Consider the following 21,900-nt stretch of genomic DNA (forward strand, 5'->3'; position numbering starts at 1 on the left):
CGATCCGCGCGAACAGAAGGACAGGGGAGGATCGACATGAGTGACGGCAAGACCGGACTGGAATTGCGTTCGCTGCTCAAGAAGAGCGGCGAGCTGGAATTGTCTCTCGTGACGGTCCCGATCGCGGAGCCGGCCGACGATGAGGTCGTGGTTCGCGTCGAGGCCACCCCGATCAACCCGTCCGACCTCGGGCTCCTGATCGGTCCCGCCGACATGTCGGCCGCCAAGGTCTCCGGCAGCAAGGAGATGCCGGTCATCACCGCCACGATGCCGGAGGCGGCGATGCGGATGATGGCGGCGAGATTCGATCAGTCGCTGCCGGTCGGCAACGAGGGCGCCGGCACGGTGATACGGACCGGATCGTCGGATACGGCCAAGGCCCTGATGGGCAAGACGGTGTCGATGATCGGCGGCGCGATGTACACGCAGTACCGCGTGCTCAAGGTCCGCGACGTCATGGAGCTGCCGCCGGGCACCACGGCGGCGGACGGCGCTTCCTGGTTCGTCAATCCGCTGACTGCACTCGGCATGACCGAGACGATGCGGCGGGAGAACCACAAGGCGCTCGTGCACACGGCCGCAGCCTCCAATCTCGGTCAGATGCTCAACAAGATCTGCATCAAGGACGGCATCGGCCTCGTCAACATCGTCAGGAACAAGGAGCAGGCCGACATCCTGCACAAGATCGGCGCAAAGTACGTCGTGGATTCCAGCGCGCCCAGCTTCATGGACGATCTGACCAACGCGCTGGTCGAGACCGGCGCCACCATCGCCTTCGACGCCATCGGCGGCGGCAAGCTGGCGAGCCAGATCCTGACCGCGATGGAGATCGCGGCCAACAAGACCGCGAAGGAATACAGCCGCTACGGCTCCAACGTGTACAAGCAGGTCTACATCTATGGCAGCCTCGACACGCGGCCGACGGAGCTGAACCGCTCGTTCGGGCTCAGCTGGGGCGTCGGCGGCTGGCTGCTCACGCCATTCCTTCAAAACATCGGCCCGGCCGAGATCGGCCGCCTGCGCCAGCGCGTGGCATCCGAGCTCAAAACCACCTTCGCCAGCCATTACACCAAGGTTGTCTCGCTCGCCGAGGCGCTCGATCCCGCCAATATCGCAGTCTACGCCAAGCGGGCCACCGGCGAAAAATTCCTGATCAACCCGAACAAGTGATCGCTTCGGACCGTTACCGACGGACATCAGGCCGCCGCTTGGCGGCCTGATTGCTGTTGATCTTGGCCGGATGAAGCGCGCGCGCACCCATTTCCAGAAACGCAGCGTTTCCAAATCGGACCAGTTCATGCACTTGCATCTATTGGCCCGGATGGCTTAAGTGCCGTTCCGGCATTTCCGCTCGAGCCTTCAAGGACACCCAATGGCCTACAACATCGTCACGATCGCTGGCAGCCTGCGCAAGGACAGCTTCTCGCTCAAGATCGCCAATGCGCTCGCCAAGCTTGCGCCTGCCTCGCTCAAGCTCGAGGTGATCACGCCGGCCGGCATCTCGTTCTTCAACCAGGACCTCGAGAGCGCGCCGCCCGCGGACTGGCTCGCCTTCCGCGAGAAGCTCAAGACGTCGAATGGCGTCCTGTTCGTCACGCCCGAATACAACCGCTCGATCCCGGGCGTTCTGAAGAATGCCATCGACGTCGCCTCGCGCCCCTACGGCAAGAGCTCGTTCCTCGGCAAACCGGTCGGCATCATCTCTAATTCGCCGGGGCTGCTCGGCGGCGTCAGCGCGGCCAAGCATCTGCAGAACATCCTGCCGGGCATTTCCGGTCCGGTCCTCCAGCAGCCGGAAATCTATCTCAGTAGCGTCGGCGATGCCTTCGATGCGGACGGCAACCTGACCAAGGACTCCCTCAAGACGGTGCTGCAGCAATACATCGACGCCTTCGCCGCGCATGTGGCGAAGAATCAGGGCTGAGCTTCCGGCCAAGCCGACGCTCCGTCATGCCCGGGCTTGTCCCGGGCATCCACGTTCTTCGTTATCGCCGGCAAAGCACGTGGATGGCCGGGACAAGCCCGGCCATGACGCGTCGTGGGGATAGTGCCTCTTTCTGGCAATTAGCACTCCCTTAACCAACCTGTCCCATCTTCCGAAGATGGTCTCCCGCGCGCGCCTGAAATCGATCCTGACCGGTCTTGCCCTCTATGCGATGGCGGCGGCGATCGTTGGCTATTTCGGCGTCAACGCCTACACCGGCAAATACGGTCTCAACGCCCGCCAGGAGCTCGACCAGGAGATCATCGCGCTGACCAGCGAGCTGGCTCAGCTCAAGCGCGAGCGCGCCAGAAGCGAACAACGGGTGTCGCTGCTGCGGTCCGAGAAGATCGACCCGGACATGCTGGACGAGCGGGCGCGCTTCCAGCTCGACTATGTCCATCCGCGCGATCTCGTTCGAATGATCCCGGCGAACTAGCGGCATCCGCAGCTTTCGAACGCCGCAGGGAAAGTCGCTGCTGACATCCGACCACCACAACTTTGCCTCCTCCTGCGAAGGTCGTAACCCCCGAACCGGGCGGTTCCCTTGACGGCGGCGCCGCGGCGGGCTCATGCCTTTGCTGGCGCGCGCTGAAGTTGACGCAGATCAACCGGGGAGCACCGGCGCGTCCTACAATCGATATCCGGAGGAAACTGTGATGAATGGGACAATGCCCCGGCATCACGCGGCCCGCGTCGAGGCCGCCATCGCGTCAGGCCAGGCGGCCCGGTCCGCGCTCGTGGCCTCGTGGCGCCGTTCCTCCCGATTGCACCATCTCGATCCCGGCGGCCACGCCGCGCCGATGCGGCTGACCGAGGCCGAGCTGCAGCAGGCGCGCGAGCGCATCGCGCCGCTTCTGGCGGCCGCCCAGGGCGCCATGGACCGGCTTTATCAGGCTGTCGGCGCTGCGGGCTGCTGCGTGCTGCTCGCCGATCGCGAGGGCGTGCCGGTCGATCGCCGCGGCACGGTGGCGGACGATGCGACGTTTCAGTCCTGGGGCCTTTGGACCGGTGCACTCTGGAGCGAGGAGCACGAGGGCACCAACGGTATCGGCACCTGTCTCGTCGAGCAGCGTCCGCTGACGATCGATCGCGACCAGCACTTCTTTGCGCGCAACACGCTTCTGAGCTGCACCGCCGTTCCGATCTACGATCACGAGGCGGCGCTCGCGGGCGTGCTCGACGTCTCCTCCTGCCGCGCCGACCGCACCGACGCCTTTGCCAGCCTGATCGCGCTCGCGGCAGGCGAGGCGGCCAGGCGGATCGAGGCCGACCTGTTTCGCAAGGTCTTCGCCCATGCCCGCATCGTGCTGACACAGGCGGCGGATGGAAGCTGCGGCGGCCTCGTTGCGGTCGATGCGGACGATCTCGTGATCGGCGCAACGCGCTCCGCCCGGCTGGCGCTCGGCATCGCGCCCGGCGGTGCGTTGCGGCCGGTGCCCGCGGCCGATCTTCTCGGCGGCGATGCCGCGCGCGATCATCTTGCCGGCGGCCAGCGCGCGGTGCTGCAGCGGGCGCTGCTCCGCGCCGGCGGCAATGTCTCCGCCGCCGCCAAGGCCCTCGGCGTCAGCCGCGCCACGCTCCATCGGAAGCTGAAGCGGTTCGAGCTGAACCACTGAGTTCATCCGTCATTGCGAGCGCAGCGAAGCAATCCAGAATCTTTCCGCGGAGGGACTCTGGATTGCTTCGCTGCGCTCGCAATGACGGTAGGGTGGCCGTGAGCGCTCCATCTCACGCTTACCTCGTCCACGACTGTCGCAGTTCTGCGACAGGTCCGCCCCACCATCGCTTCCGCCCGGGCTGACAGAAAACACCTCCCGCATCATCGTCGGCGCAAGTCGCGAACAGGCGACGACAAGCGCAAACAGCAACATCGGGAGTGATCAATGAACAAGGTGGAATTCCTCAGCGTCACCAAAGTGCCCTTTGCCGAACGCTACGACAATTTCATCGGCGGCAAGTTCGTCGCGCCGATCTCCGGGAAATATTTCGACAATGCCTCCCCCCTGACCGGCCGGGTGGTCTGCAAGATCGCGCGGTCCGACGCGCAGGACATCGAGGCAGCGCTCGACGCGGCGCATGCCGCCAAGTCCGCCTGGGGCTGCACCAGCGTCGCCGAGCGCGCCGCGGTCCTGAACCGGATCGCCGACCGCATGGAAGAGAACCTCGAGCGCCTCGCGATTGCCGAGACCTGGGACAACGGCAAGCCGATCCGCGAGACGCGCGCCGCCGACCTGCCGCTCGCGATCGACCATTTCCGCTATTTCGCCGGTGTCGTCCGCGCCCAGGAAGGCTCGATCGGCGAGATCGACCACGACACCATCGCCTATCATTTCCACGAGCCGCTCGGCGTGGTCGGCCAGATCATTCCCTGGAACTTCCCGCTTCTGATGGCCTGCTGGAAGCTCGCGCCGGCGCTGGCCGCCGGCAATTGCGTGGTGCTCAAGCCCGCCGAGCAGACCCCGGCCTCGATCATGGTCTTCGCCGAGATCATCGCCGACCTGCTGCCGGCCGGCGTGCTCAACATCGTCAACGGCTTTGGCCTCGAGGCCGGCAAGCCGCTGGCGTCGAGCCCGCGCATTGCCAAGATCGCCTTCACCGGCGAGACCACGACGGGCCGGCTGATCATGCAATATGCCAGCCAGAATCTTATTCCGGTCACGCTAGAGCTCGGCGGCAAGTCGCCCAACATCTTCTTCAAGGACGTCACCGCCGAGGACGACGATTTCTTTGACAAGGCGATCGAGGGATTCGTCATGTTCGCGCTGAACCAGGGCGAGGTCTGCACCTGTCCGAGCCGGGCGCTGGTCCACGCCGACATCTATGACCGCTTCATGGAGCGGGCGCTCAAGCGCGTCGCTGCGATCAAGCAGGGCGATCCGCGCGATCCCACCACCATGATCGGCGCGCAGGCCTCCAGCGAGCAACTCAGCAAGATCCTCTCCTATATCGACATCGGCAAGCAGGAGGGCGCCAAGGTGCTGGCCGGCGGCGGACGCGCCGATCTCGGCGGCGATCTCACCGGCGGCTTCTACGTCCAGCCGACCGTGTTCGAGGGCCACAACAAGATGCGAATCTTCCAGGAGGAGATTTTCGGCCCCGTCGTCTCGGTCACGACCTTCAAGACCGACGAAGAGGCGCTCGCGATCGCCAACGACACGCTCTACGGCCTGGGTGCCGGCGTTTGGAGCCGCGACGCCAATCGCTGCTACCGCTTCGGCCGGGAGATCCAGGCCGGCCGGGTCTGGACCAATTGCTACCATGCCTATCCCGCCCATGCGGCGTTCGGCGGCTACAAGCAGTCGGGCGTCGGGCGCGAGACCCACAAGATGATGCTCGATCATTACCAGCAGACCAAGAACCTTCTGGTCAGCTACAGCCCGAAGAAGCTCGGCTTCTTCTGATCGGATCGGAGAGGGCGGCGCCGCTTCGGCGCCGTCCGCTCCGCATGTCGGGATTGGCGTCGTGCACTGTTCTTGATCCGGTCACGAATCTGCGCGCGCGATGGCGCTCATAGATTTGTTGCCCGATCAGCGCCAAAGATTTTGCAATATTTCGATCACGTTGCAGTGCGGCATAATGAAAGTCGTGCCATGCCGCCGCGGTGCTTTCCAAGGGCGTTTGACTTGGGTTAGAGAGGGCGAAAGTTTTCTCTGACCCGGAATTCCCATGGCCGCACCCAAGAAAGCCGCCGCAAGCGCTCCACAGGACAAGACCGACGGCGGTTCGCCCCCGGAATTCACGCAGGAGCAGGAACTCAAGGCGCTCCGCGACATGCTCCTGATCCGGCGCTTCGAGGAAAAGGCAGGCCAGCTCTACGGCATGGGTGCCATCGGCGGCTTCTGCCACCTCTATATCGGCCAGGAGGCCGTGGTGGTCGGCATGCAGATGGCCCTCAAAGAGGGCGATCAGGTCATCACCGGTTATCGCGACCACGGTCACATGCTTGCGACCGGCATGGATGCCAACGGTGTCATGGCCGAGCTGACGGGACGCCGCGGCGGCTATTCCAAGGGCAAGGGCGGCTCCATGCACATGTTCAGCAAGGAGAAGCACTTCTACGGCGGTCACGGCATCGTCGGCGCCCAGGTCTCGCTCGGCACCGGCCTTGCCTTTGCCAACCACTATCGCGGCAACGACAATGTCAGCGTCACCTATTTCGGCGACGGCGCGGCCAATCAGGGCCAGGTCTATGAGAGCTTCAACATGGCGGAGCTCTGGAAGCTGCCGGTGATCTACGTCATCGAGAACAACCGCTACGCCATGGGCACCTCGGTCTCGCGCGCCTCGGCACAGCAGGATTTTTCCAAGCGCGGTGCGTCCTTCAACATCCCGGGCAAGCAGGTCGACGGCATGGACGTCCGCGCCGTGAAGGCGGCGGGCGAGGAGGCGGCGGCCTGGTGCCGTGGCGGCAAGGGTCCTTTCATCCTGGAGATGCAGACCTACCGCTATCGCGGCCACTCGATGTCCGATCCCGCAAAATATCGTACGCGCGAGGAGGTCGAGAAGGTTCGCCACGACCAGGATCCGATCGAGCAGGTTCGCAATCGGTTGCTCGCCGCCAAGGTCAGCGAGGCCGATCTCAAGGCGATCGACGCCGAAGTGCGCGACATCGTCAACGCCTCCGCCGATTTCGCCCAGCATGATCCCGAGCCGGATGCCGCCGAGCTCTGGACCGACGTGTACCGCTGAACGCGCGCGCAAGCTTTCTTTGGAGAAGATATGCCAATTCAAGTGCTGATGCCCGCGTTGTCGCCCACGATGGAGAAGGGCAACCTCGCCAAATGGCTGAAGAAAGAGGGCGAGACGATCAAGTCCGGCGACGTCATCGCCGAGATCGAGACCGACAAGGCGACCATGGAGGTCGAGGCGACCGACGAGGGCACGCTCGGCAAGATCCTGATCCCCGAGGGCACCGCCGACGTCGCGGTGAACACCCCGATCGCGACCATCCTCGCAGACGGCGAGAGCGCGGCTGATCTCGCGAAGGCACCCGCAGCGGCGGCGAAGGCTGCGGAGTCCGCGCCGCCGGCCGCAGCAAACGCCGAGGCGCCCACGCCGAAAGCCGCTCCTGCTCCGCAGGCCGTCGCCGAGCCGGATCCGGAAGTCCCCGCTGGCACCGAAATGGTGACGCAGACCATCCGCGAAGCGCTGCGCGATGCCATGGCCGAAGAGATGCGCCGCGACGCGGACGTGTTCGTGATGGGCGAAGAAGTTGCCGAATATCAGGGCGCCTACAAGGTGACCCAGGGCCTGCTCCAGGAGTTCGGTGCCAAGCGCGTGATCGACACGCCGATCACCGAGCACGGCTTCGCGGGCGTCGGCGTCGGTGCCGCGATGACCGGTCTCAAGCCGATCGTCGAGTTCATGACCTTCAACTTCGCCATGCAGGCGATCGACCAGATCATCAACTCCGCGGCCAAGACGCTCTACATGTCGGGCGGCCAGATGGGCTGCTCCATCGTGTTCCGCGGTCCGAACGGTGCGGCCGCGCGCGTCGCCGCCCAGCACAGCCAGGACTATTCGGCGTGGTATTCGCACGTCCCGGGCCTCAAGGTGGTGGCGCCGTATTCGGCCGCGGACGCCAAGGGCCTGCTCAAGGCTGCGATCCGCGATCCCAACCCGGTGATCTTCCTCGAGAACGAGGTGCTGTACGGTCACACCGGCGAAGTGCCCAAGCTCGACGATTTCATCATCCCGATCGGCAAGGCGCGCATCGTCCGCGCCGGCAGCCACGTCACGATCATCTCCTGGTCGAACGGCATGACCTATGCGCTGAAGGCTGCGGACGAGCTCGCCAAGGACGGCATCGAGGCCGAGGTGATCGACCTGCGCACGCTGCGCCCGATGGACACGGAGACCATCATCAACTCCGTGAAGAAAACGGGACGTGCGGTTACGGTGGAAGAGGGGTGGGCCCAGAGCGGCGTCGGCGCCGAGATCGCCGCGCGCATCATGGAGAACGCCTTCGACTATCTTGATGCGCCGGTGACGCGCGTGTCTGGCAAGGACGTGCCGATGCCCTATGCCGCGAACCTGGAGAAGCTCGCGCTGCCCTCGGCGGCGGACGTCGTCGAAGCCGCCAAAGCCGTCTGCTACAGGTAGATCATGGCAGGCCCCAAGGAGCAGCCACTGCCGCCAGACGTCATGACCCGCGACGACGCGGTCGAGATCCTGCGCGTGTTCGTCCTGGATGGTGGGCTGTCGATGGCGTTCCAGCGCGCCTTCGAGGAGCCGGACATGTGGGGCCTCCTGCTCGTCGATCTCGCCCGTCATGCCGCGCGCGCCTATGCGCGCGAGAGCGAATATACCGAGGAGGACGCGCTGAACCGGATCCTCGACATGTTCCAGGCCGAGATCGAGCGTCCCACCGACACGGGCACCACCACGCCACGTGGCAAGGGGCACTGACCATGGCGATCGAAGCCTATCATTACGATTTCATGCTGGAGGCGATCCGCGAGGCGGAAGCCTCGATCGCGCAGGGCGGCTTGCCGATCGGCGCGGTGCTGACGCGCGACAACAAGATCATCGCCCGCGGCCACAACAACCGCGTGCAGGAGAACAATCCGATCCTGCATGGCGAGATGAGCTGCCTGCGCGAGGCCGGCGCGATCTCGTTCCACGACACCGTCATGTACACCACGCTGTCGCCTTGCTCGATGTGCGCCGGCGCGCTCGCGCTGTTCAAGGTCAAGCTGGTGGTGATCGGGGAATCCGTCACCTTCGAAGGCTCCAAGGACATTCTCGACAAGTTCGGGATTCCGTGGATCGACCTTGCCGACGACCGCTCCATCACCATGATGAAGAATTGGCGTTCCATCCCAACCAATGAGCGCCTGTGGCAGGGCGACATCGGCAACTAAACCTGGTCTGTTCGTCTTCACATCGAGGACGACGTTTTTGAGAAGTTCTTCGTGAGGTCAGCATGCCCATCAACATCCTGATGCCCGCTCTGTCGCCGACGATGGAGAAGGGCAACCTCGCCAAGTGGCTGAAGAAGGAAGGCGACAAGGTCAAATCCGGCGACGTCATCGCCGAGATCGAGACCGACAAGGCGACCATGGAGGTCGAGGCGATCGACGAAGGCACGATCGCCAAGATCCTGGTGCCAGAGGGTACGCAGGACGTTCCGGTGAACGACGTGATCGCGGTACTCGCCGGCGAGGGTGAGGACGTGAAGGCTGCAGGGAGCGCCAAGCCCAGCGCTTCGGCCGCGCCGCCGAAGGCTGCTGAGGCTCCTGCTTCGCCGGCTCCCGCGCCTGCGCCTGCCGCACCGAAAGCTGCTGCGCCCGCCGCGGCACCCGCGCAGCAGGCTGCAGCTCCGGCAGCGCAAGCCAATGGTCATGGCGGCCGTGTATTCTCGTCGCCGCTGGCGCGCCGTCTCGCCAAGGAGGCCGGCATCGATGTCGCCCTGGTCGCCGGCACCGGTCCGCACGGCCGCGTGGTCGCCCGCGACGTCGAGCAGGCCAAGTCCGGCAAGGGTCTGAAAGCGCCCGCCGCGGCACCGTCAGGCGCGCCTGCGATCGCGCCGACCATGTCGGACAAGCAGATCCTGTCGCTGTTCGAGCCCGGCTCCTACGACATCGTCCCGCATGACGGCATGCGCCGCACCATCGCCCAGCGCCTGACCGCATCGATCCAGAACGTCCCGCACTTCTACCTCACCATCGACTGCGACATCGGCAAGCTGCTCACTGCCCGCGAGGAGATCAACACCGCCGCGCCGAAGGACAAGGAGAAGAAGCCGCTCTACAAGATCTCGGTCAACGATTTCGTCATCAAGGCGATGGCGGTGGCGCTGCAGAAGATCCCGAACTGCAACGTCAGCTGGACCGAAAGCGGCATGGTCAAGCACCACCATTCCGACGTCGGCGTCGCCGTCGCGATGCCCGGCGGCCTGATCACGCCGATCATCCGGAAAGCGGAGACCAAGACGCTCTCGACCATCTCCAACGAGATGAAGGATTTTGCCGCGCGCGCCCGCTCGCGCAAGCTCAAGCCGGAGGAATACCAGGGCGGCACCACGGCCGTTTCCAACCTCGGCATGTACGGCATCAGCCACTTCACTGCGGTGATCAATCCGCCTCATGCCACGATCCTTGCGGTTGGCACCAGCGAGGAGCGTCCCGTGGTGCGCGGCGGCAAGATCGAGATCGCGCACATGATGAGCGTGACCTTGTCCTGCGATCACCGCGCCATCGACGGCGCGCTCGGCGCCGAGCTGATCGGCGCGTTCAAGCAGCTGATCGAAAACCCCGTGATGATGATGGTCTGAAGCGGCGGCAGAGGGGGCAACCTTGCATGTCCGGACCCGCTGGCCATGGATATCGCTATTGCTCGGAGTCATCGTCGCGCTCAACCCCGTCGGGCTCGATTTTCTTCACTCTGCGTTCTTTGCCGGCGAGCAGCTGGCACGGAACATCGCTCAGCCGATCGTGCTCACTGCGCTTGCCATCATAGTCCTGGTGGTGCTGCTCGAATGGCTGGTGAGGTCTTTTCTGGTCAAGCGCCGCGCCCGCGGCGCTTCTTGAGTTGAACGGGAGCCGCTATGGCCGACACATCCTTCGACGTCATCATCATCGGCTCCGGCCCCGGCGGCTATGTCACCGCCATCCGCGCCGCGCAGCTCGGCTTCAAGACCGCGATCGTCGAAAAATCCTATCTCGGCGGCATCTGCCTCAACTGGGGCTGCATTCCGACCAAGGCGCTGCTGCGTTCGGCCGAGATCTACCACTACATGCAGCACGCCAAGGACTACGGGCTCTCCGCCGAGAAGGTCTCGTTCGATCCGAAGGCGGTGGTGCAGCGTTCGCGCGGCGTCTCCAAGCGCCTCAACGACGGCGTCGGCTTCCTGATGAAGAAGAACAAGGTCACCGTGATCTGGGGCGCGGCCTCGATCGATGCGCCCGGCAAGGTCACGGTGAAGAAGTCCGACGTCGAGGGTCCGAAGGGCGCGCTGGGCGAGGGGACCTATCAGGCCAAGCACATCATCGTCGCAACCGGCGCACGGCCGCGCGTGCTGCCCGGCCTCGAGCCCGACAAGAAGCTGGTCTGGACCTATTTCGAGGCGATGGTGCCGGAGCGGATGCCGGAGTCGCTGCTGGTGGTCGGCTCCGGCGCGATCGGCATCGAGTTCGCCTCGTTCTTCCACACCATGGGAAGCGACGTCACTGTGGTCGAGGTGCTGCCGCAGATCCTGCCCGTCGAGGACGCAGAGATCGCGGGCCTCGCCCGCAAGCGGCTGGAGAAGCAGGGCATCAAGATCATGTCCTCGACCAAGGTCACCAAGCTGGAGAAGAAGGCCGACAGCGTTCTCGCCACCATCGACGACGGCAAGGGCAAGCCTGTCACATCAGAGTTCGAGCGCGTGATCTCGGCGGTCGGCGTCGTCGGCAACATCGAGAATCTCGGCCTGGAAAAAGTCGGCGTGAAGACCGACCGCGGCATCATCGTGGTCGACGGCTACGGCAAGACCAACGTCCCCGGCATCTACGCGATCGGCGACGTTGCCGGCCCCCCGATGCTGGCGCACAAGGCCGAGCATGAGGGCGTGATCTGCGTCGAAGCGATCAAGGGCCTCAATCCGCATCCCCTCGACAAGAACATGATCCCGGGCTGCACCTATTGCCACCCGCAGGTTGCATCGGTCGGCTTGACGGAAGCCAAGGCCAAGGAGAACGGCCGCGAGATCCGCGTCGGCCGCTTTCCCTTCGTCGGCAACGGCAAGGCGATCGCGCTCGGCGAGGACCAGGGCCTGGTCAAGGTGATCTTCGACAAGAAGACCGGCCAACTGCTCGGGGCCCACATGGTCGGCGCGGAGGTCACCGAGCTGATCCAGGGCTACGTCGTCGCCATGAATCTGGAGACGACGGAAGAAGAGCTGATGCACACGGTCTTCCCGCATCCGACCCTGTCGGAGATGATGAAGGAAGCCGTGCTGGATGCGTATGGACGGGTGTTGAACATTTGAGGGGCGAGCGCGTCGCCCGCCGCCGTCATTGCGAGCGAAGCGAAGCAATCCAGACTGCTGCTGCGGAAAGATTCTGGATTGCTTCGCTTCGCTCGCAATGACGAGCAGAGAGAGCTGTTTGCAGAACAAGAAGGAAATCATCCCATGAACGACAACGACAATCTCACCATCGAACGTCCGACCTTCGTCACCCATCTCGAATGCGCGATGGAGGGCGATCATTACGCGGCCGACGAGGTTCACAACCTCTCCAAGGCCGGCAAGCCGCTTCTGGTCCGCTACGACCTCGCGGGCGTGAAGAAGGCGCTGACCAAGGATGCGCTCGCCCAGCGCCCCGGCGACATGTGGCGCTACCGCGAGCTCTTGCCCGTGCGCAAATGCAAGGACATTGTCTCGCTCGGCGAAGTCACGACGCCCCTGGTCCGGCTGCCGAAGCTCGGCGCAAAACTCGGCGGCGGCGAGGTCATCGTCAAGGACGAGGGACGGCTGCCGACCGGCTCGTTCAAGGCGCGCGGCCTCGTGATGGCGGTGTCGATGGGCAAGGCGCTCGGCATCAAGCACATGGCGATGCCGACCAACGGCAATGCCGGCGCGGCGCTGGCGGCCTATGCCACGTCCTGCGGCATCAAGACCACGATCTTCTGCCCGGCCGATACGCCCGAGGTGAACGTCAGCGAGATCGAGCTGCAGGGCGCGACCGTCTACCGCGTCAACGGCTATATCGACGATTGCGGCAAGATCGTCGGCGAGGGCAAGGCGAAAGTCGGCTGGTTCGACACCTCGACCTTGAAGGAGCCGTACCGCATCGAGGGCAAGAAGACGATGGGCCTCGAACTCGCCGAGCAGCTCGGCTGGGACGTGCCCGACGTGATCTTCTATCCGACCGGCGGCGGCACCGGCCTGATCGGCATGTGGAAGGCGTTCGACGAACTCGAGAAGATCGGCTTCATCGGCTCAAAGCGCCCGCGCATGGTCGCGGTGCAGGCCTCCGGCTGCGCGCCGATGGTGCGCGCCTATGAGGCCGGGACCGAGCATGCGACGCGCTGGGAGGACGCACACACCATCGCCTCGGGCATCCGCGTGCCGCAGGCAATCGGCGATTTCCTCATCCTGCGTGCCGTGCGCGAGAGCAAAGGTTTTGCCATTGCCGTCGATGACGACAAGATCTCGGCGGCGCTGAACGAGGTCGCGCGCGAGGAGGGGCTCTTGCTCTGCCCCGAGGGTGCCGCGACCTACGCCGCCTACAAGGAAAGTCTCGCCGACGGCCGGGTCAGCAAGACCGATCGCGTCATGCTGTTCAACTGCGCGACCGGCCTGAAATATCCGCTGCCGCCGGTCACCCGCACGCTCGATCGCCACATGCCGATTGACTATTCGAAGTTCTAACTTGCTTCTCCCTCTCCCCGTTCTTACGGGGAGAGGGTCGGGGTGAGGGGCTGCTTCCGCAAACACAGTGACAGTTGAGTTCGCGGAGACTCCCCCTCACCCGAATTGCTTCGCAATTCGACCTCTCCCCGCAAGCGGGGCGAGGTGAAGAAAAAGACATCACTGGGGAGAAGACAATGAAGAAGGCCTTCTGGGCTGCGCTGATTGCTGTTCTCGCTGTTGCAGGCGCCGCGCGCGCCGACGATTTTCCCTCGCGTCCCATTACCATCATCGTGCCGTTCGCGGCCGGGGGCCCTTCGGACGCAATGGCGCGGGTGCTCGCCGAGCGTATGCGGGTGCCGCTGGGCCAGCCGGTCGTGATCGAAAACGTCACCGGAGCAGGCGGCTCGATCGGTGTCGGCCGTGCCGTGCAATCGCCGCCCGACGGCTACACCATCTCGTTCGGCCATCTCGGGACCCACGTCGCCAACGGCGCCGTCTACAAGCTCAAATTCGACCTCGTTGCCGACCTCGAGCCGGTGGTGCTGCTGCCGAGCAACCCGATGATCGTGGTCAGCAAGAATGCGGTGCCGGCGACCTCGCTGAAGGAGCTGATCGACTGGCTGAAGTCGCGACCGTCGCCGCCGACCGCCGGCACGGCCGGCGCGGGCTCCGGCAGCCACATCGCCGGCGTCTATTTCGAGAGCGTCTCCGGCATCAAGTTGCAATACGTGCCGTATCGCGGCACTGCACCGGCATTGAACGATCTCATCGCCGGCCAGATCGACATCATCGTCGATCAGACCTCAAATTCCATCAGCCAGGTCCGTGCCGGCACCATCCGCGCCTATGCCGTCACCGACGACAAACGCCTCGCCTCCGCACCCGAGATCCCGACCGCGGAGGAGGCGGGCTTGAAAGGCTTCAACATGACGCTGTGGTCGGGCATGTGGGTGCCGAAGGGCACACCGAAGGAGATCGTCGCAAAGCTCAACGCCGCGGCCGTGGAGGCGCTGAACGATCCTGCGGTGCGCAAGCAGCTCGAAAGCCAGGGTCTCGAGATGACACCGAAGGATCAGCTCACGCCCGAAGCGCTCGGCACGCGGCAAAAGGCCGAGATCGCGAAATGGTGGCCGATCATCAAGGCGGCGAACATCAAGGTGGATTGAACCGGGCGGCGCACTCCTCGCGGCGTCACCGCCGCGTTTGCTGGCGGCGGGGCGCTCACGACGTGGTTTGGTGACCTGGTGCCAGCGCACGGTCCAGGCATTGCATCAGATCCGAGGCGGCGAACGGCTTACCGAGAAAACAGATTGCGCCCGCATCGAGCGCTCGCACACGCACGACCTCATCCGGGAAAGCTGTGATGAATATGAACGGCGTAGCCGAACCCTGCGCCCGCATTTGCGTCAACAGATCGATTCCGCTCATCAGCGGCATCTGCACGTCGGCGATCACGCACGAGGTGTCGCTCGAATCGGTCGAGCTCAGGAACTCTTCCGCCGAGGCGAATGTGTGGACGTTGTATCCGCGCGATTCCAGCAGATTGTTGATCGCGGCCCGAACGTAGGGGTCGTCGTCAAGCACCGAGATGACCGAAGCCACTGACAAGACGTCCGCTCCTCGCCGGGAATTACGCTTGCCGTCGCCACGGCTAGAACATAAAGGCGCAAGGTGGACCTGCCGGTCACGATTGGAAACTCATACTTAGGTTTGTGCATCGGGCTTGTTCGGGCCGATCCCGAGCGCCTCGCTCATTCTCACCAGATCGGCCAGCGACTTCGCGCCCATCTTCCGCATGATCTGGCCGCGGTAGATCTTGACGGTGATTTCGGCCAATCCGAGCTGGGCGGCGACCTGCTTGTTCATCAGGCCGGACGTCACCAGTGACAATACGTCTCGCTCCCGCGAGGACAGTGACTCGAAGCGTGATCTGACCGTCGAGACCATCCTGTTGAGGTCGCGGCGCTTGCGGTCTCGCTCGATCGCGGCCTGAACTGCGTCGAGAATGTCCTGATCGCGGACCGGCTTGGTCAAAAAATCGATCGCCCCGCTCTTCATGGCCCGAACCGTCATGGGAATATCGCCATGACCGGTAATGAAGATGATAGGCGTGTGGATATTTGCCCTGGCAAGATCGGCCTGCAGCTCGAGGCCGCTCGTTCCGGGCAGGCGGATGTCGAGCACCAGGCAGCTCGGGACGTCTGGCGGCTTGGCCTGCAGGAGCTGCGGCGCCGAGCCGAATGCTTCGACCTTGAGACCGACCGACTCGAACAGATTGGTGAGCGCACGGCGCATGGACGCGTCGTCGTCGACGATGAGGACAAGGGGCTGATCGCCGTCCTTCTGCGGCGGCGAAGAGTCCGCGCGCTCGGTCACGATGCTTCCTCTCGGTGGAGGGGCAAGGTGATCTGAAAAGTCGCGCCGCGCTCCTGGTTTGATATGGCGGAAAGTCGCCCGCCATGGGCCTCGATGATCGATCGACAGATCGACAGGCCCATGCCCATGCCGGAGGACTTCGTAGTGAAGAACGGCGTGAACAGGCGGTCTATCGCCTGTTCGCTGATGCCGGTTCCGCAGTCGGAAACGCTCACCTGCATCGCGCTATCGCCACTCGCCTGTGAGCGAATCGCCAGCTCGCGCGGGCGATCGTGGACGTCTGCCATGGCCTCGATCCCGTTCATGATCAGGTTGATCAGGACCTGCTGCAATTGGATGCGATCGCCAAAGATCCTCGGCAGTGCCGACGACAGCTCCATGCGGACGGACACGGCGTGGCTGGCCATCTCGCGTTGAACCAGCGCGACGGCCTCCCGCACGACCGCATTGGCGTCGAGCGGAACCATCTCGATGTCAGAACGCTTGGCGAGCGCCCGAACGTGACGGATCACGTCGCCGGCACGCCTGCCGTCCTCGATGATCCACTCGACCGAGCGGCGGGCCGCTTTGAGATCCGGCGGACTGCGCTGCAGCCAGGCGAGGCAGGCGTCGGCGTTTGCGATCACTGCAGCGAGCGGCTGATTGATTTCGTGCGCAATCGAAGCGGTCAGCTCACCCAGTGTCGTGACACGTGTCACATGGGCGAGCTCGGCCTGGGCCTTGCGCAGTGCGTCTTCGGCTTGGTTGGCCCGGATGGCGGCGGTTACGTCCGTGCAAACGCCACGGTAGCCCAGGAAAGTGCCGTCCGCGTCGAAGAAGGGTTTGCCGCTGGTCCGGACGTAGATCGGCTGCCCACTACGGTCTTTGCTGCGGTACACCAGGTCGCGGAACGGGACGTGGGCGTCGAGCGCCGCTCGATGTTGTCGCCATTTTTCGGGCTCGAGAGCGGCGTCGGGCGCAATGTCCCAACGCGTGAGCCCGATCAGGCCGGCGGGGGCGGTGTTGGTATCGGAGTGCTCGGATATCTGGGTGACCCGGTGGTCCGGCCCGGTTTCCCAGAACCAGTCAGACGCAGTTTCGGCATAATCGCGAAAGCGCTGCTCGCTGTCACGAAGCCTGCGTTCTGCCTCCTTGGTCGCCGTGATGTCGGTGACCGATCCGACGAACTCAACGCGACCGCTCGCATCTCGCGTTGCCCGTGCCACCGCTCGGACGTATTTGATGGAACCGTCGGGCATCACCAGCCGGTATTCGTGATCATAGTCCTTGCCCTCGCGCGCCGCCCGGCCCGTCGTCTGCTGCACGGCGAGCCGGTCCTCCGGATGGATCCGCTGGAGCATGAAGGGGATCGCGGGCTTCGTCCCTTCCTCGCATTCGAAGATGCGATAGGTCTCCTTGGACCAGGTGATCTCGCGGGTTGCGGCCTTCCAGCCAAAACTACCAGTGTGGCTCAATTCCTGCGCCTGGGCGAGATAAGCCTCGCTCTGTCGCAGCGCGTTCTCGGCCTCCTTGCGTTCGGTGATGTTCTCGCAGGCGACCAGCACGATCGGCCCGCCATTGGCTCGCAGCATGGCCTTGGCGTTCTCGCGCACCCATAACATCGAGCCGTCCTTGCGAACCTTCCGGATCTCCCAGGTGTGTGACTGATCAAGGGTCTTGAGGCACAACGCGACACAGGCGCGGACAGTGGCGCGATCTTCCGCGAGGAAGACATCCAGCACGGATCGGCCGATCAACTCCGCCGGCGTGTAGCCCAGCTGCTCGGCGCCGAATGTGTTCACGTTGATCACGGTACCGGCCGGATCGACCATGAAGTACATGACCGGCGTGTGCTCGAAGACCTGCTGCCATTGCTTGACGGCCTCGAGCAAGTCGGCGGCATTGGCATCAGTGCGCTGCTTGGCGGGAACAGTTTGCCTCAAGCAGCCGACGAGGAATTGCGCGGCTGACTTTCCGAACGTCGCTGCCCGGCCAGGCTTCATCGCTGACGCTCCCGGCACTCTCTGCGTGAACAGGAGTAGAGCACGTTGCGGCCAGAGGAGCAATTCCAGCCAAAGTCGGGTCGGCCGTCATGACGTTCGCCTTTGGACCGTCCGCTCACCGCCAGGTCCATTGCGGCGCCTCAAGGACACCGTGCCGGCCGAGGTTCACGGTGACCGTGCAGCCGGTGCGTCGTGCGCCGTCTCGTTGAACTCGGGCCGCGTGGGCCCGGGCGAATACGGGACAAACTTAGGTATAGCTCCTCCATGCCTACTCATGTCGGCCATTTTACCTCCGTACAATTGAGCGTTTCGTGCCCGGCGGACTAGCCTCTCGACCATCGGGAGTGTCGAAGCGAACAGCCGAGAAAAGCGCAAGCAACAGAGGGAGACAGCAATGTGCGATATGTCGGTACTTCCTGAGCGTCGCCCATCGGCGTCCGAAAGTTGCTCCTCAGTCAAGGGCTGTGCGGTGTGCGGCGGCAAGTTTGGCCTGATCCGCTACTATTCCTGGCGCACGGCGCTCTGCTCCAAGAAGTGCGTTGATCGTTTCCGCACGCGAAGCGAACGCGACCGCCGGTGGTTGTTTCGGGCCCAGGTCGCATAAGGCTGGATTGGAGAGTTGATCCGGGAGGCCGTGCGTTGAACCGCTCATGCAAGCTCTTCTGCTGGATCGTTCTCATCGCCCCCATCGCGGCCGGCCAGGCACAGGAGACGGGACACGGTGCCGTTCATCGCAAGCACCCACCCCAGGACCAGGCGCTGCACGAAAAGTTCTATTCCACCTGGCACATGCCTGATAACCCGAGCCTCAGTTGTTGCAACAGCGCCGACTGTTATCCGACCGACATCAAGTACATCGACGGCCAGATCTATGCGCGGCGCCGGGAGGACGGGAGATACATTCTGATCCCACCGCAAAAGGTGGAGCGAAACAGGGATAATCCGGACGGCCGGAATCATCTGTGCGCTCCACCGCCCGCACTGTCTCCGCTCGACAGCGTTTACTGCTTCGCTTTGGGAGGTGCCACATGAGATTCGCTTTCGTGCTGGTCAACGGCCGGACCCCGTTCCGGCAGACCTCGTGCATGCAGTGCTGCGAGCCGATCAGCGGCAGCTATTTGCGCGAGATCGCGACCCGTCTGCCTTACTGCGATCATCAGTGCTACGCGCTGTTCTGCGAGACGCTCGCGAAAGATGGCGTGAGAGCGGCTTCATGAAGTTCGTGGTGGTCAATCACGAGCCCCCGTTGCACGCGGCCGCGTGCAGCACATGCTCGCGGTCGCTCCGCTCCGGCTATGTCCGCCATGCGCGGACGCAGCGCCGTTACTGTGACGACGATTGTTACCGGCGCGGCGAATTCTCCACGCTGTTCATGCACTGGCCGGTGCCTGGGCGGACGGAACCAATTGCCGGCAAGGTCGAGTTCGCCGCTGGCAGCATGATCCAGACGTTGACGGTGATGAGTGCCGTCTGGTGCTGGAGCTGCACGATCACCGCCTGGACCTTCGCGAGAGCTTTGACCGGCGCATATTTGGACAGTCGCGACCCGATCACGATGGAAGGAGGTGACACCTAGAGCATGATCCGGAAAAGTGTGAAGCGGTTTTCCGAAACGATCATGCTCAAACAATAACCTAAAGCGCGATGACGATTCATCCTAATCGCATCGCGCTTTAGCTGCGCGGCTGCACGCGCGTAGAAGCCGCAGCACCGTATTCTTGCAGGCGCCGCGTCCAGCCCCGGCGGCGTCGATCAGGGAATGGGTGCTGCGGCCGCCGCTGGCTCCGTTGCGCTGGCCTCGTGCGTCACCACGCGTTGGTCGCTCTTGCCGGCGATCATGCTGCTGCCCTCGAACCTTGCCCGGTAGACCAGCACGTTCTCCATCACGCGCTGGACGTAGTTGCGCGTCTCGGACAGCGGGATGCGCTCGACCCAGTCGACCGGGTCGACGTTGGGGTCCCGGGGATCACCGCGCTTCTGCACCCATTCGCGCACGCGGCCGCGGCCGGCATTGTATCCGGCGAAGGTCATGATCTGGTTACCGCGATATTCCGAGAACAGCGCGCTGAGCTCGGCGGCGCCCATCTGCGTGTTGTAGACGGGGTCGGAGACCATCCTGTCCCAGTCGTAAGTCAGGCCGAAGCGCTTCGCGGTGTCGCGTCCCGCTTCCGGCGTCACCTGCATCAGCCCGACCGCGTTGGCATGCGACTTGTCGCGCTGCTCGAACGAGCTCTCGGTGCGTGCCACCGAATAGATCACGCTGGTCTCGATCGCCGGTGCGACCTGCTTGTGCTCGGGGATGCCGATGGTCGGGAAGGCGTAATGGTCAAGCGCGAGCCCGCGCGCCAGCGCGGTCTTGCCGACCTCCAGCATCACGCGCGCATCGTTGCGCCGGCCCGCAAGCTCGCCGAGCGCTTCCAGCGCGGCGACGTCGGTGCTCTCTTTGGCGAAATCCTCGGCGTAATAGAACACCATGTCGCGCTCGCCGATGCCGTAGAGCATGTCGGCGGCGCGCACGCGCTCGTCCGCGAGCTGCGCATCGGCCGAGGCCAGCACCGGCGAGGGCGGACGCAGTTCGATGCCGTCGAGGCCGAGCCTGGCGCGGGCGAGCTGGCCGTAATAGGCGGTGTGATAGCGCGCCGCCGCCCGGTAGCTCATGCGCGCGTCGGCCGCCGCGCCCATGGCTTCGGCCGCGCGGCCGCGCCAGTAATGCGCCCGCGACAGCGCGATCGGATTGGACGAGCCAGCGTCGATCGAGGCGAAATGCACCATCGCCGTCTTGGGATCGTCGAGATAGCGTAGCGCGATCCAGCCGCACATGAAGTGATAGTCGACGCGGTAGACCTCCTTTTCCGGCACCGCGGCCGTGTGCACCACGTCATAGGCGATCCTGGCCTTGCCCTGATCGAGCAGCTTGCGCGCCAGCATGCGGCGCTCGCGCCACCAGGCATCGGTGTCCTGCGCGGCCATCATGTCGGGCTTGGCAGCGAGGATCACCTCGGCCGCGTCGTCGATGCGGTCGTTCTGAAGATGCCACTGCGCGCGGCACAGCACGTAACCGAGATCGCGTCGCTCCTCGGCCGCGACGTCCTCGAGCAGATCCTTGGCCTTGCTCGCCTTGCCGGTGACGGCGGCGCAGGCCTTCACGATCGCGAGCGCGTCCTCGCCGAGCCGCTTCGCCGCGCGCCGCGCACCTGCATAATCCTTGGCGCCGAGGCGCTTGTCCATGCGCGCGCGGTGATCGTCGGCGGACAGAAGGTCGCCGAACGCCGCATAGGAGTCCTCTTCGCTCCGCTCGGACAGTTCCTCCGCGCGCCAGGTTTCCCGGACCAGCCGCGCAGCCCTGTCGGTTTCGCCTTCGGCGAGCAGGACGCGCGCGAGTGCGAACTTGCCCTTGGCGCTGGTCGGGCGATCCATCGTGAACTTGTGCACGATGGCCGCGTCGGCCTTCTCCTGCCACAGCCGTGCCTCGGCACGGCGGCGGAGCAGGGCGCTGCTCGGCCAACCGGGATTGGCGGCGAGGAAGGCGGCGTAGCGCTTGAAATTCGCGGTGCTGTCGGGATGGCGCAGCATGAACCAGTCGGCGAGCTTCTGTCCGGCAGGGTCCGTGATGCGGTCGCGCGCAGCGCTCGCGTCTTCGGTCTTGCCCTTGCGCGTCAGGTCGATGGCGTCCTTGAGCGCGGCAAGGTCGCCGGTCAGCGGCGGCTTGGCCGCGGGCTCCTCGACCGCCTTCTTCGATTTGCGCTTGGCCTCGGCGTGCTTGCCGTGCCGCGCTTTGCCGGCGGAGGCGTGGCGGTGCTTGCCCGCTTTCGCCTCATGCGTCTTCTTCGGTGCGGATGATTTTTGACTGCTCTTCGCCGCAAGCTCGGTGGGAAGGAGGGCCATCGCGGCCACGGCAACGACACACGCGAGCGAGCGTAGGCACTGGTTCATTGGATGGTCCCCCTGCGAAAACCACTACAAACCAAGGTCCGCGACATGCGGCTTGCGAATCAAAGTACCGAACGATGCGTCGGCATCGTGTCGCATCCTCAGGCTGTCGCAACAATGCGGCAAAATACGGATTGGAACTGGGGAACTTCCGAAAGGACGGAAGAGGCAGTGGCTTTAACCTTTGTTAACGATCTGGACTCGCGCGACGATTGCGCACGGTACAGGACGCCGGAACGGTCAGATTGCGCGTGTTCCCTCGGCGAAATCCGGTGTATGAGTTCCTTCTC

The 21,900-nt window shown here is 64.4% G+C and carries 21 protein-coding genes; 17 read left to right on the plus strand and 4 right to left on the minus strand.

Features of this window, described 5'->3' with window-relative positions; all coding sequences use genetic code 11:
• Nucleotides 1–36: 36 nt before the first annotated feature.
• The 14 genes from I6F20_RS04755 to I6F20_RS04820 all read left to right on the plus strand — a co-directional run bounded on the left by I6F20_RS04755 (nucleotide 37) and on the right by I6F20_RS04820 (nucleotide 14,488).
• Complete coding sequence (locus I6F20_RS04755) at nucleotides 37–1,170, plus strand: zinc-binding dehydrogenase (RefSeq protein WP_225125255.1); 1,134 nt, start codon at nucleotides 37–39, stop codon at nucleotides 1,168–1,170.
• A 202-nt stretch (nucleotides 1,171–1,372) separates the two neighbouring features.
• On the plus strand, nucleotides 1,373–1,924 hold the full coding sequence (locus I6F20_RS04760; RefSeq protein ID WP_225112505.1) for an NADPH-dependent FMN reductase: 552 nt from the start codon (nucleotides 1,373–1,375) through the stop codon (nucleotides 1,922–1,924).
• Between the two features lie 178 nt (nucleotides 1,925–2,102).
• Nucleotides 2,103–2,420, plus strand: a complete 318-nt coding sequence (locus tag I6F20_RS04765) for an FtsB family cell division protein (protein WP_025036496.1) — start codon at nucleotides 2,103–2,105, stop codon at nucleotides 2,418–2,420.
• A 220-nt stretch (nucleotides 2,421–2,640) separates the two neighbouring features.
• Nucleotides 2,641–3,600: a helix-turn-helix domain-containing protein gene (locus tag I6F20_RS04770; protein ID WP_036009867.1), complete on the plus strand. Its 960-nt coding sequence runs from the start codon at nucleotides 2,641–2,643 to the stop codon at nucleotides 3,598–3,600.
• Between the two features lie 267 nt (nucleotides 3,601–3,867).
• A complete protein-coding gene (gene adh / locus I6F20_RS04775) occupies nucleotides 3,868–5,385 on the plus strand; it encodes an aldehyde dehydrogenase (RefSeq protein ID WP_225125256.1) in 1,518 nt (505 codons plus the stop codon).
• Between the two features lie 265 nt (nucleotides 5,386–5,650).
• Nucleotides 5,651–6,673 carry a pyruvate dehydrogenase (acetyl-transferring) E1 component subunit alpha gene (pdhA, locus tag I6F20_RS04780; protein ID WP_036009862.1) on the plus strand — a complete coding sequence of 341 codons (1,023 nt, stop codon included), beginning with the start codon at nucleotides 5,651–5,653 and terminating at the stop codon, nucleotides 6,671–6,673.
• A gap of 30 nt (nucleotides 6,674–6,703) precedes the next feature.
• A complete protein-coding gene (locus I6F20_RS04785) occupies nucleotides 6,704–8,086 on the plus strand; it encodes a pyruvate dehydrogenase complex E1 component subunit beta (protein ID WP_225125257.1) in 1,383 nt (460 codons plus the stop codon).
• A gap of 3 nt (nucleotides 8,087–8,089) precedes the next feature.
• Entirely contained in the window at nucleotides 8,090–8,392 is a 303-nt protein-coding gene (locus I6F20_RS04790; RefSeq protein WP_008547332.1) for a DUF5076 domain-containing protein, read from the plus strand.
• A 2-nt stretch (nucleotides 8,393–8,394) separates the two neighbouring features.
• Nucleotides 8,395–8,847 carry a nucleoside deaminase gene (locus I6F20_RS04795; RefSeq protein ID WP_057030140.1) on the plus strand — a complete coding sequence of 151 codons (453 nt, stop codon included), beginning with the start codon at nucleotides 8,395–8,397 and terminating at the stop codon, nucleotides 8,845–8,847.
• Nucleotides 8,848–8,909: 62 nt separating this feature from the next.
• Nucleotides 8,910–10,259, plus strand: coding sequence for a pyruvate dehydrogenase complex dihydrolipoamide acetyltransferase (locus tag I6F20_RS04800; protein WP_036009848.1), 1,350 nt, complete (start codon nucleotides 8,910–8,912; stop codon nucleotides 10,257–10,259).
• A 49-nt stretch (nucleotides 10,260–10,308) separates the two neighbouring features.
• Nucleotides 10,309–10,515: a hypothetical protein gene (locus tag I6F20_RS04805; RefSeq protein ID WP_225124159.1), complete on the plus strand. Its 207-nt coding sequence runs from the start codon at nucleotides 10,309–10,311 to the stop codon at nucleotides 10,513–10,515.
• Nucleotides 10,516–10,532: 17 nt separating this feature from the next.
• Nucleotides 10,533–11,954 (plus strand): dihydrolipoyl dehydrogenase, encoded by a 1,422-nt coding sequence (gene lpdA / locus I6F20_RS04810; protein WP_225125258.1) that lies wholly within the window; start codon nucleotides 10,533–10,535, stop codon nucleotides 11,952–11,954.
• Between the two features lie 144 nt (nucleotides 11,955–12,098).
• Nucleotides 12,099–13,340: a threonine synthase gene (locus tag I6F20_RS04815; RefSeq protein ID WP_225125259.1), complete on the plus strand. Its 1,242-nt coding sequence runs from the start codon at nucleotides 12,099–12,101 to the stop codon at nucleotides 13,338–13,340.
• A gap of 176 nt (nucleotides 13,341–13,516) precedes the next feature.
• Nucleotides 13,517–14,488: a tripartite tricarboxylate transporter substrate binding protein BugD gene (locus I6F20_RS04820; RefSeq protein WP_225125260.1), complete on the plus strand. Its 972-nt coding sequence runs from the start codon at nucleotides 13,517–13,519 to the stop codon at nucleotides 14,486–14,488.
• Nucleotides 14,489–14,543: 55 nt separating this feature from the next.
• On the opposite strand, the gene I6F20_RS04825 is transcribed toward I6F20_RS04820, so the two are convergent.
• The 3 genes from I6F20_RS04825 to I6F20_RS04835 all read right to left on the minus strand — a co-directional run bounded on the left by I6F20_RS04825 (nucleotide 14,544) and on the right by I6F20_RS04835 (nucleotide 17,680).
• Complete coding sequence (locus tag I6F20_RS04825; RefSeq protein ID WP_225125262.1) at nucleotides 14,544–14,930, minus strand: response regulator transcription factor; 387 nt, start codon at nucleotides 14,928–14,930, stop codon at nucleotides 14,544–14,546.
• Between the two features lie 96 nt (nucleotides 14,931–15,026).
• Nucleotides 15,027–15,698 (minus strand): response regulator transcription factor, encoded by a 672-nt coding sequence (locus I6F20_RS04830; RefSeq protein WP_109143650.1) that lies wholly within the window; start codon nucleotides 15,696–15,698, stop codon nucleotides 15,027–15,029.
• Nucleotides 15,695–17,680, minus strand: coding sequence for a PAS domain S-box protein (locus I6F20_RS04835; RefSeq protein ID WP_225125343.1), 1,986 nt, complete (start codon nucleotides 17,678–17,680; stop codon nucleotides 15,695–15,697). The genes I6F20_RS04830 and I6F20_RS04835 overlap by 4 nt, the downstream gene beginning before the upstream one ends.
• 639 nt (nucleotides 17,681–18,319) lie before the next feature.
• On the opposite strand from I6F20_RS04835, the gene I6F20_RS04840 reads away from it, so the two are divergent.
• The 3 genes from I6F20_RS04840 to I6F20_RS04850 are packed head-to-tail and all read left to right on the plus strand — an operon-like array spanning nucleotide 18,320 to nucleotide 19,256.
• Nucleotides 18,320–18,712, plus strand: a complete 393-nt coding sequence (locus I6F20_RS04840; RefSeq protein ID WP_036031659.1) for a hypothetical protein — start codon at nucleotides 18,320–18,322, stop codon at nucleotides 18,710–18,712.
• Complete coding sequence (locus I6F20_RS04845) at nucleotides 18,709–18,897, plus strand: hypothetical protein (RefSeq protein WP_036009825.1); 189 nt, start codon at nucleotides 18,709–18,711, stop codon at nucleotides 18,895–18,897. The genes I6F20_RS04840 and I6F20_RS04845 overlap by 4 nt, the downstream gene beginning before the upstream one ends.
• Nucleotides 18,894–19,256, plus strand: coding sequence for a hypothetical protein (locus I6F20_RS04850; protein WP_225124142.1), 363 nt, complete (start codon nucleotides 18,894–18,896; stop codon nucleotides 19,254–19,256). The genes I6F20_RS04845 and I6F20_RS04850 overlap by 4 nt, the downstream gene beginning before the upstream one ends.
• A gap of 176 nt (nucleotides 19,257–19,432) precedes the next feature.
• On the opposite strand, the gene I6F20_RS04855 is transcribed toward I6F20_RS04850, so the two are convergent.
• A complete protein-coding gene (locus I6F20_RS04855) occupies nucleotides 19,433–21,613 on the minus strand; it encodes a lytic transglycosylase domain-containing protein (RefSeq protein ID WP_109143654.1) in 2,181 nt (726 codons plus the stop codon).
• Nucleotides 21,614–21,900: the final 287 nt, after the last annotated feature.

It is taken from the genome of Bradyrhizobium sp. IC3123 (assembly GCF_020193625.1).
GTDB classification, from domain to species: domain Bacteria; phylum Pseudomonadota; class Alphaproteobacteria; order Rhizobiales; family Xanthobacteraceae; genus Bradyrhizobium; species Bradyrhizobium yuanmingense.

Excerpts from the sequence above, each read along its gene's own strand:
- I6F20_RS04755 (WP_225125255.1), top strand. The coding sequence starts at position 37 with ATGAGTGACGGCAAGACCGGACTGGAATTGCGTTCGCTGCTCAAGAAG.
- I6F20_RS04760 (WP_225112505.1), top strand. The coding sequence starts at position 1,373 with ATGGCCTACAACATCGTCACGATCGCTGGCAGCCTGCGCAAGGACAGC.
- I6F20_RS04765 (WP_025036496.1), top strand. The coding sequence starts at position 2,103 with ATGGTCTCCCGCGCGCGCCTGAAATCGATCCTGACCGGTCTTGCCCTC.
- I6F20_RS04770 (WP_036009867.1), top strand. The coding sequence starts at position 2,641 with ATGAATGGGACAATGCCCCGGCATCACGCGGCCCGCGTCGAGGCCGCC.
- adh (WP_225125256.1), top strand. The coding sequence starts at position 3,868 with ATGAACAAGGTGGAATTCCTCAGCGTCACCAAAGTGCCCTTTGCCGAA.
- pdhA (WP_036009862.1), top strand. The coding sequence starts at position 5,651 with ATGGCCGCACCCAAGAAAGCCGCCGCAAGCGCTCCACAGGACAAGACC.
- I6F20_RS04785 (WP_225125257.1), top strand. The coding sequence starts at position 6,704 with ATGCCAATTCAAGTGCTGATGCCCGCGTTGTCGCCCACGATGGAGAAG.
- I6F20_RS04790 (WP_008547332.1), top strand. The coding sequence starts at position 8,090 with ATGGCAGGCCCCAAGGAGCAGCCACTGCCGCCAGACGTCATGACCCGC.
- I6F20_RS04795 (WP_057030140.1), top strand. The coding sequence starts at position 8,395 with ATGGCGATCGAAGCCTATCATTACGATTTCATGCTGGAGGCGATCCGC.
- I6F20_RS04800 (WP_036009848.1), top strand. The coding sequence starts at position 8,910 with ATGCCCATCAACATCCTGATGCCCGCTCTGTCGCCGACGATGGAGAAG.
- lpdA (WP_225125258.1), top strand. The coding sequence starts at position 10,533 with ATGGCCGACACATCCTTCGACGTCATCATCATCGGCTCCGGCCCCGGC.
- I6F20_RS04815 (WP_225125259.1), top strand. The coding sequence starts at position 12,099 with ATGAACGACAACGACAATCTCACCATCGAACGTCCGACCTTCGTCACC.
- I6F20_RS04820 (WP_225125260.1), top strand. The coding sequence starts at position 13,517 with ATGAAGAAGGCCTTCTGGGCTGCGCTGATTGCTGTTCTCGCTGTTGCA.
- I6F20_RS04835 (WP_225125343.1), bottom strand. The coding sequence starts at position 17,680 with ATGAAGCCTGGCCGGGCAGCGACGTTCGGAAAGTCAGCCGCGCAATTC.
- I6F20_RS04845 (WP_036009825.1), top strand. The coding sequence starts at position 18,709 with ATGAGATTCGCTTTCGTGCTGGTCAACGGCCGGACCCCGTTCCGGCAG.
- I6F20_RS04850 (WP_225124142.1), top strand. The coding sequence starts at position 18,894 with ATGAAGTTCGTGGTGGTCAATCACGAGCCCCCGTTGCACGCGGCCGCG.
- I6F20_RS04855 (WP_109143654.1), bottom strand. The coding sequence starts at position 21,613 with ATGAACCAGTGCCTACGCTCGCTCGCGTGTGTCGTTGCCGTGGCCGCG.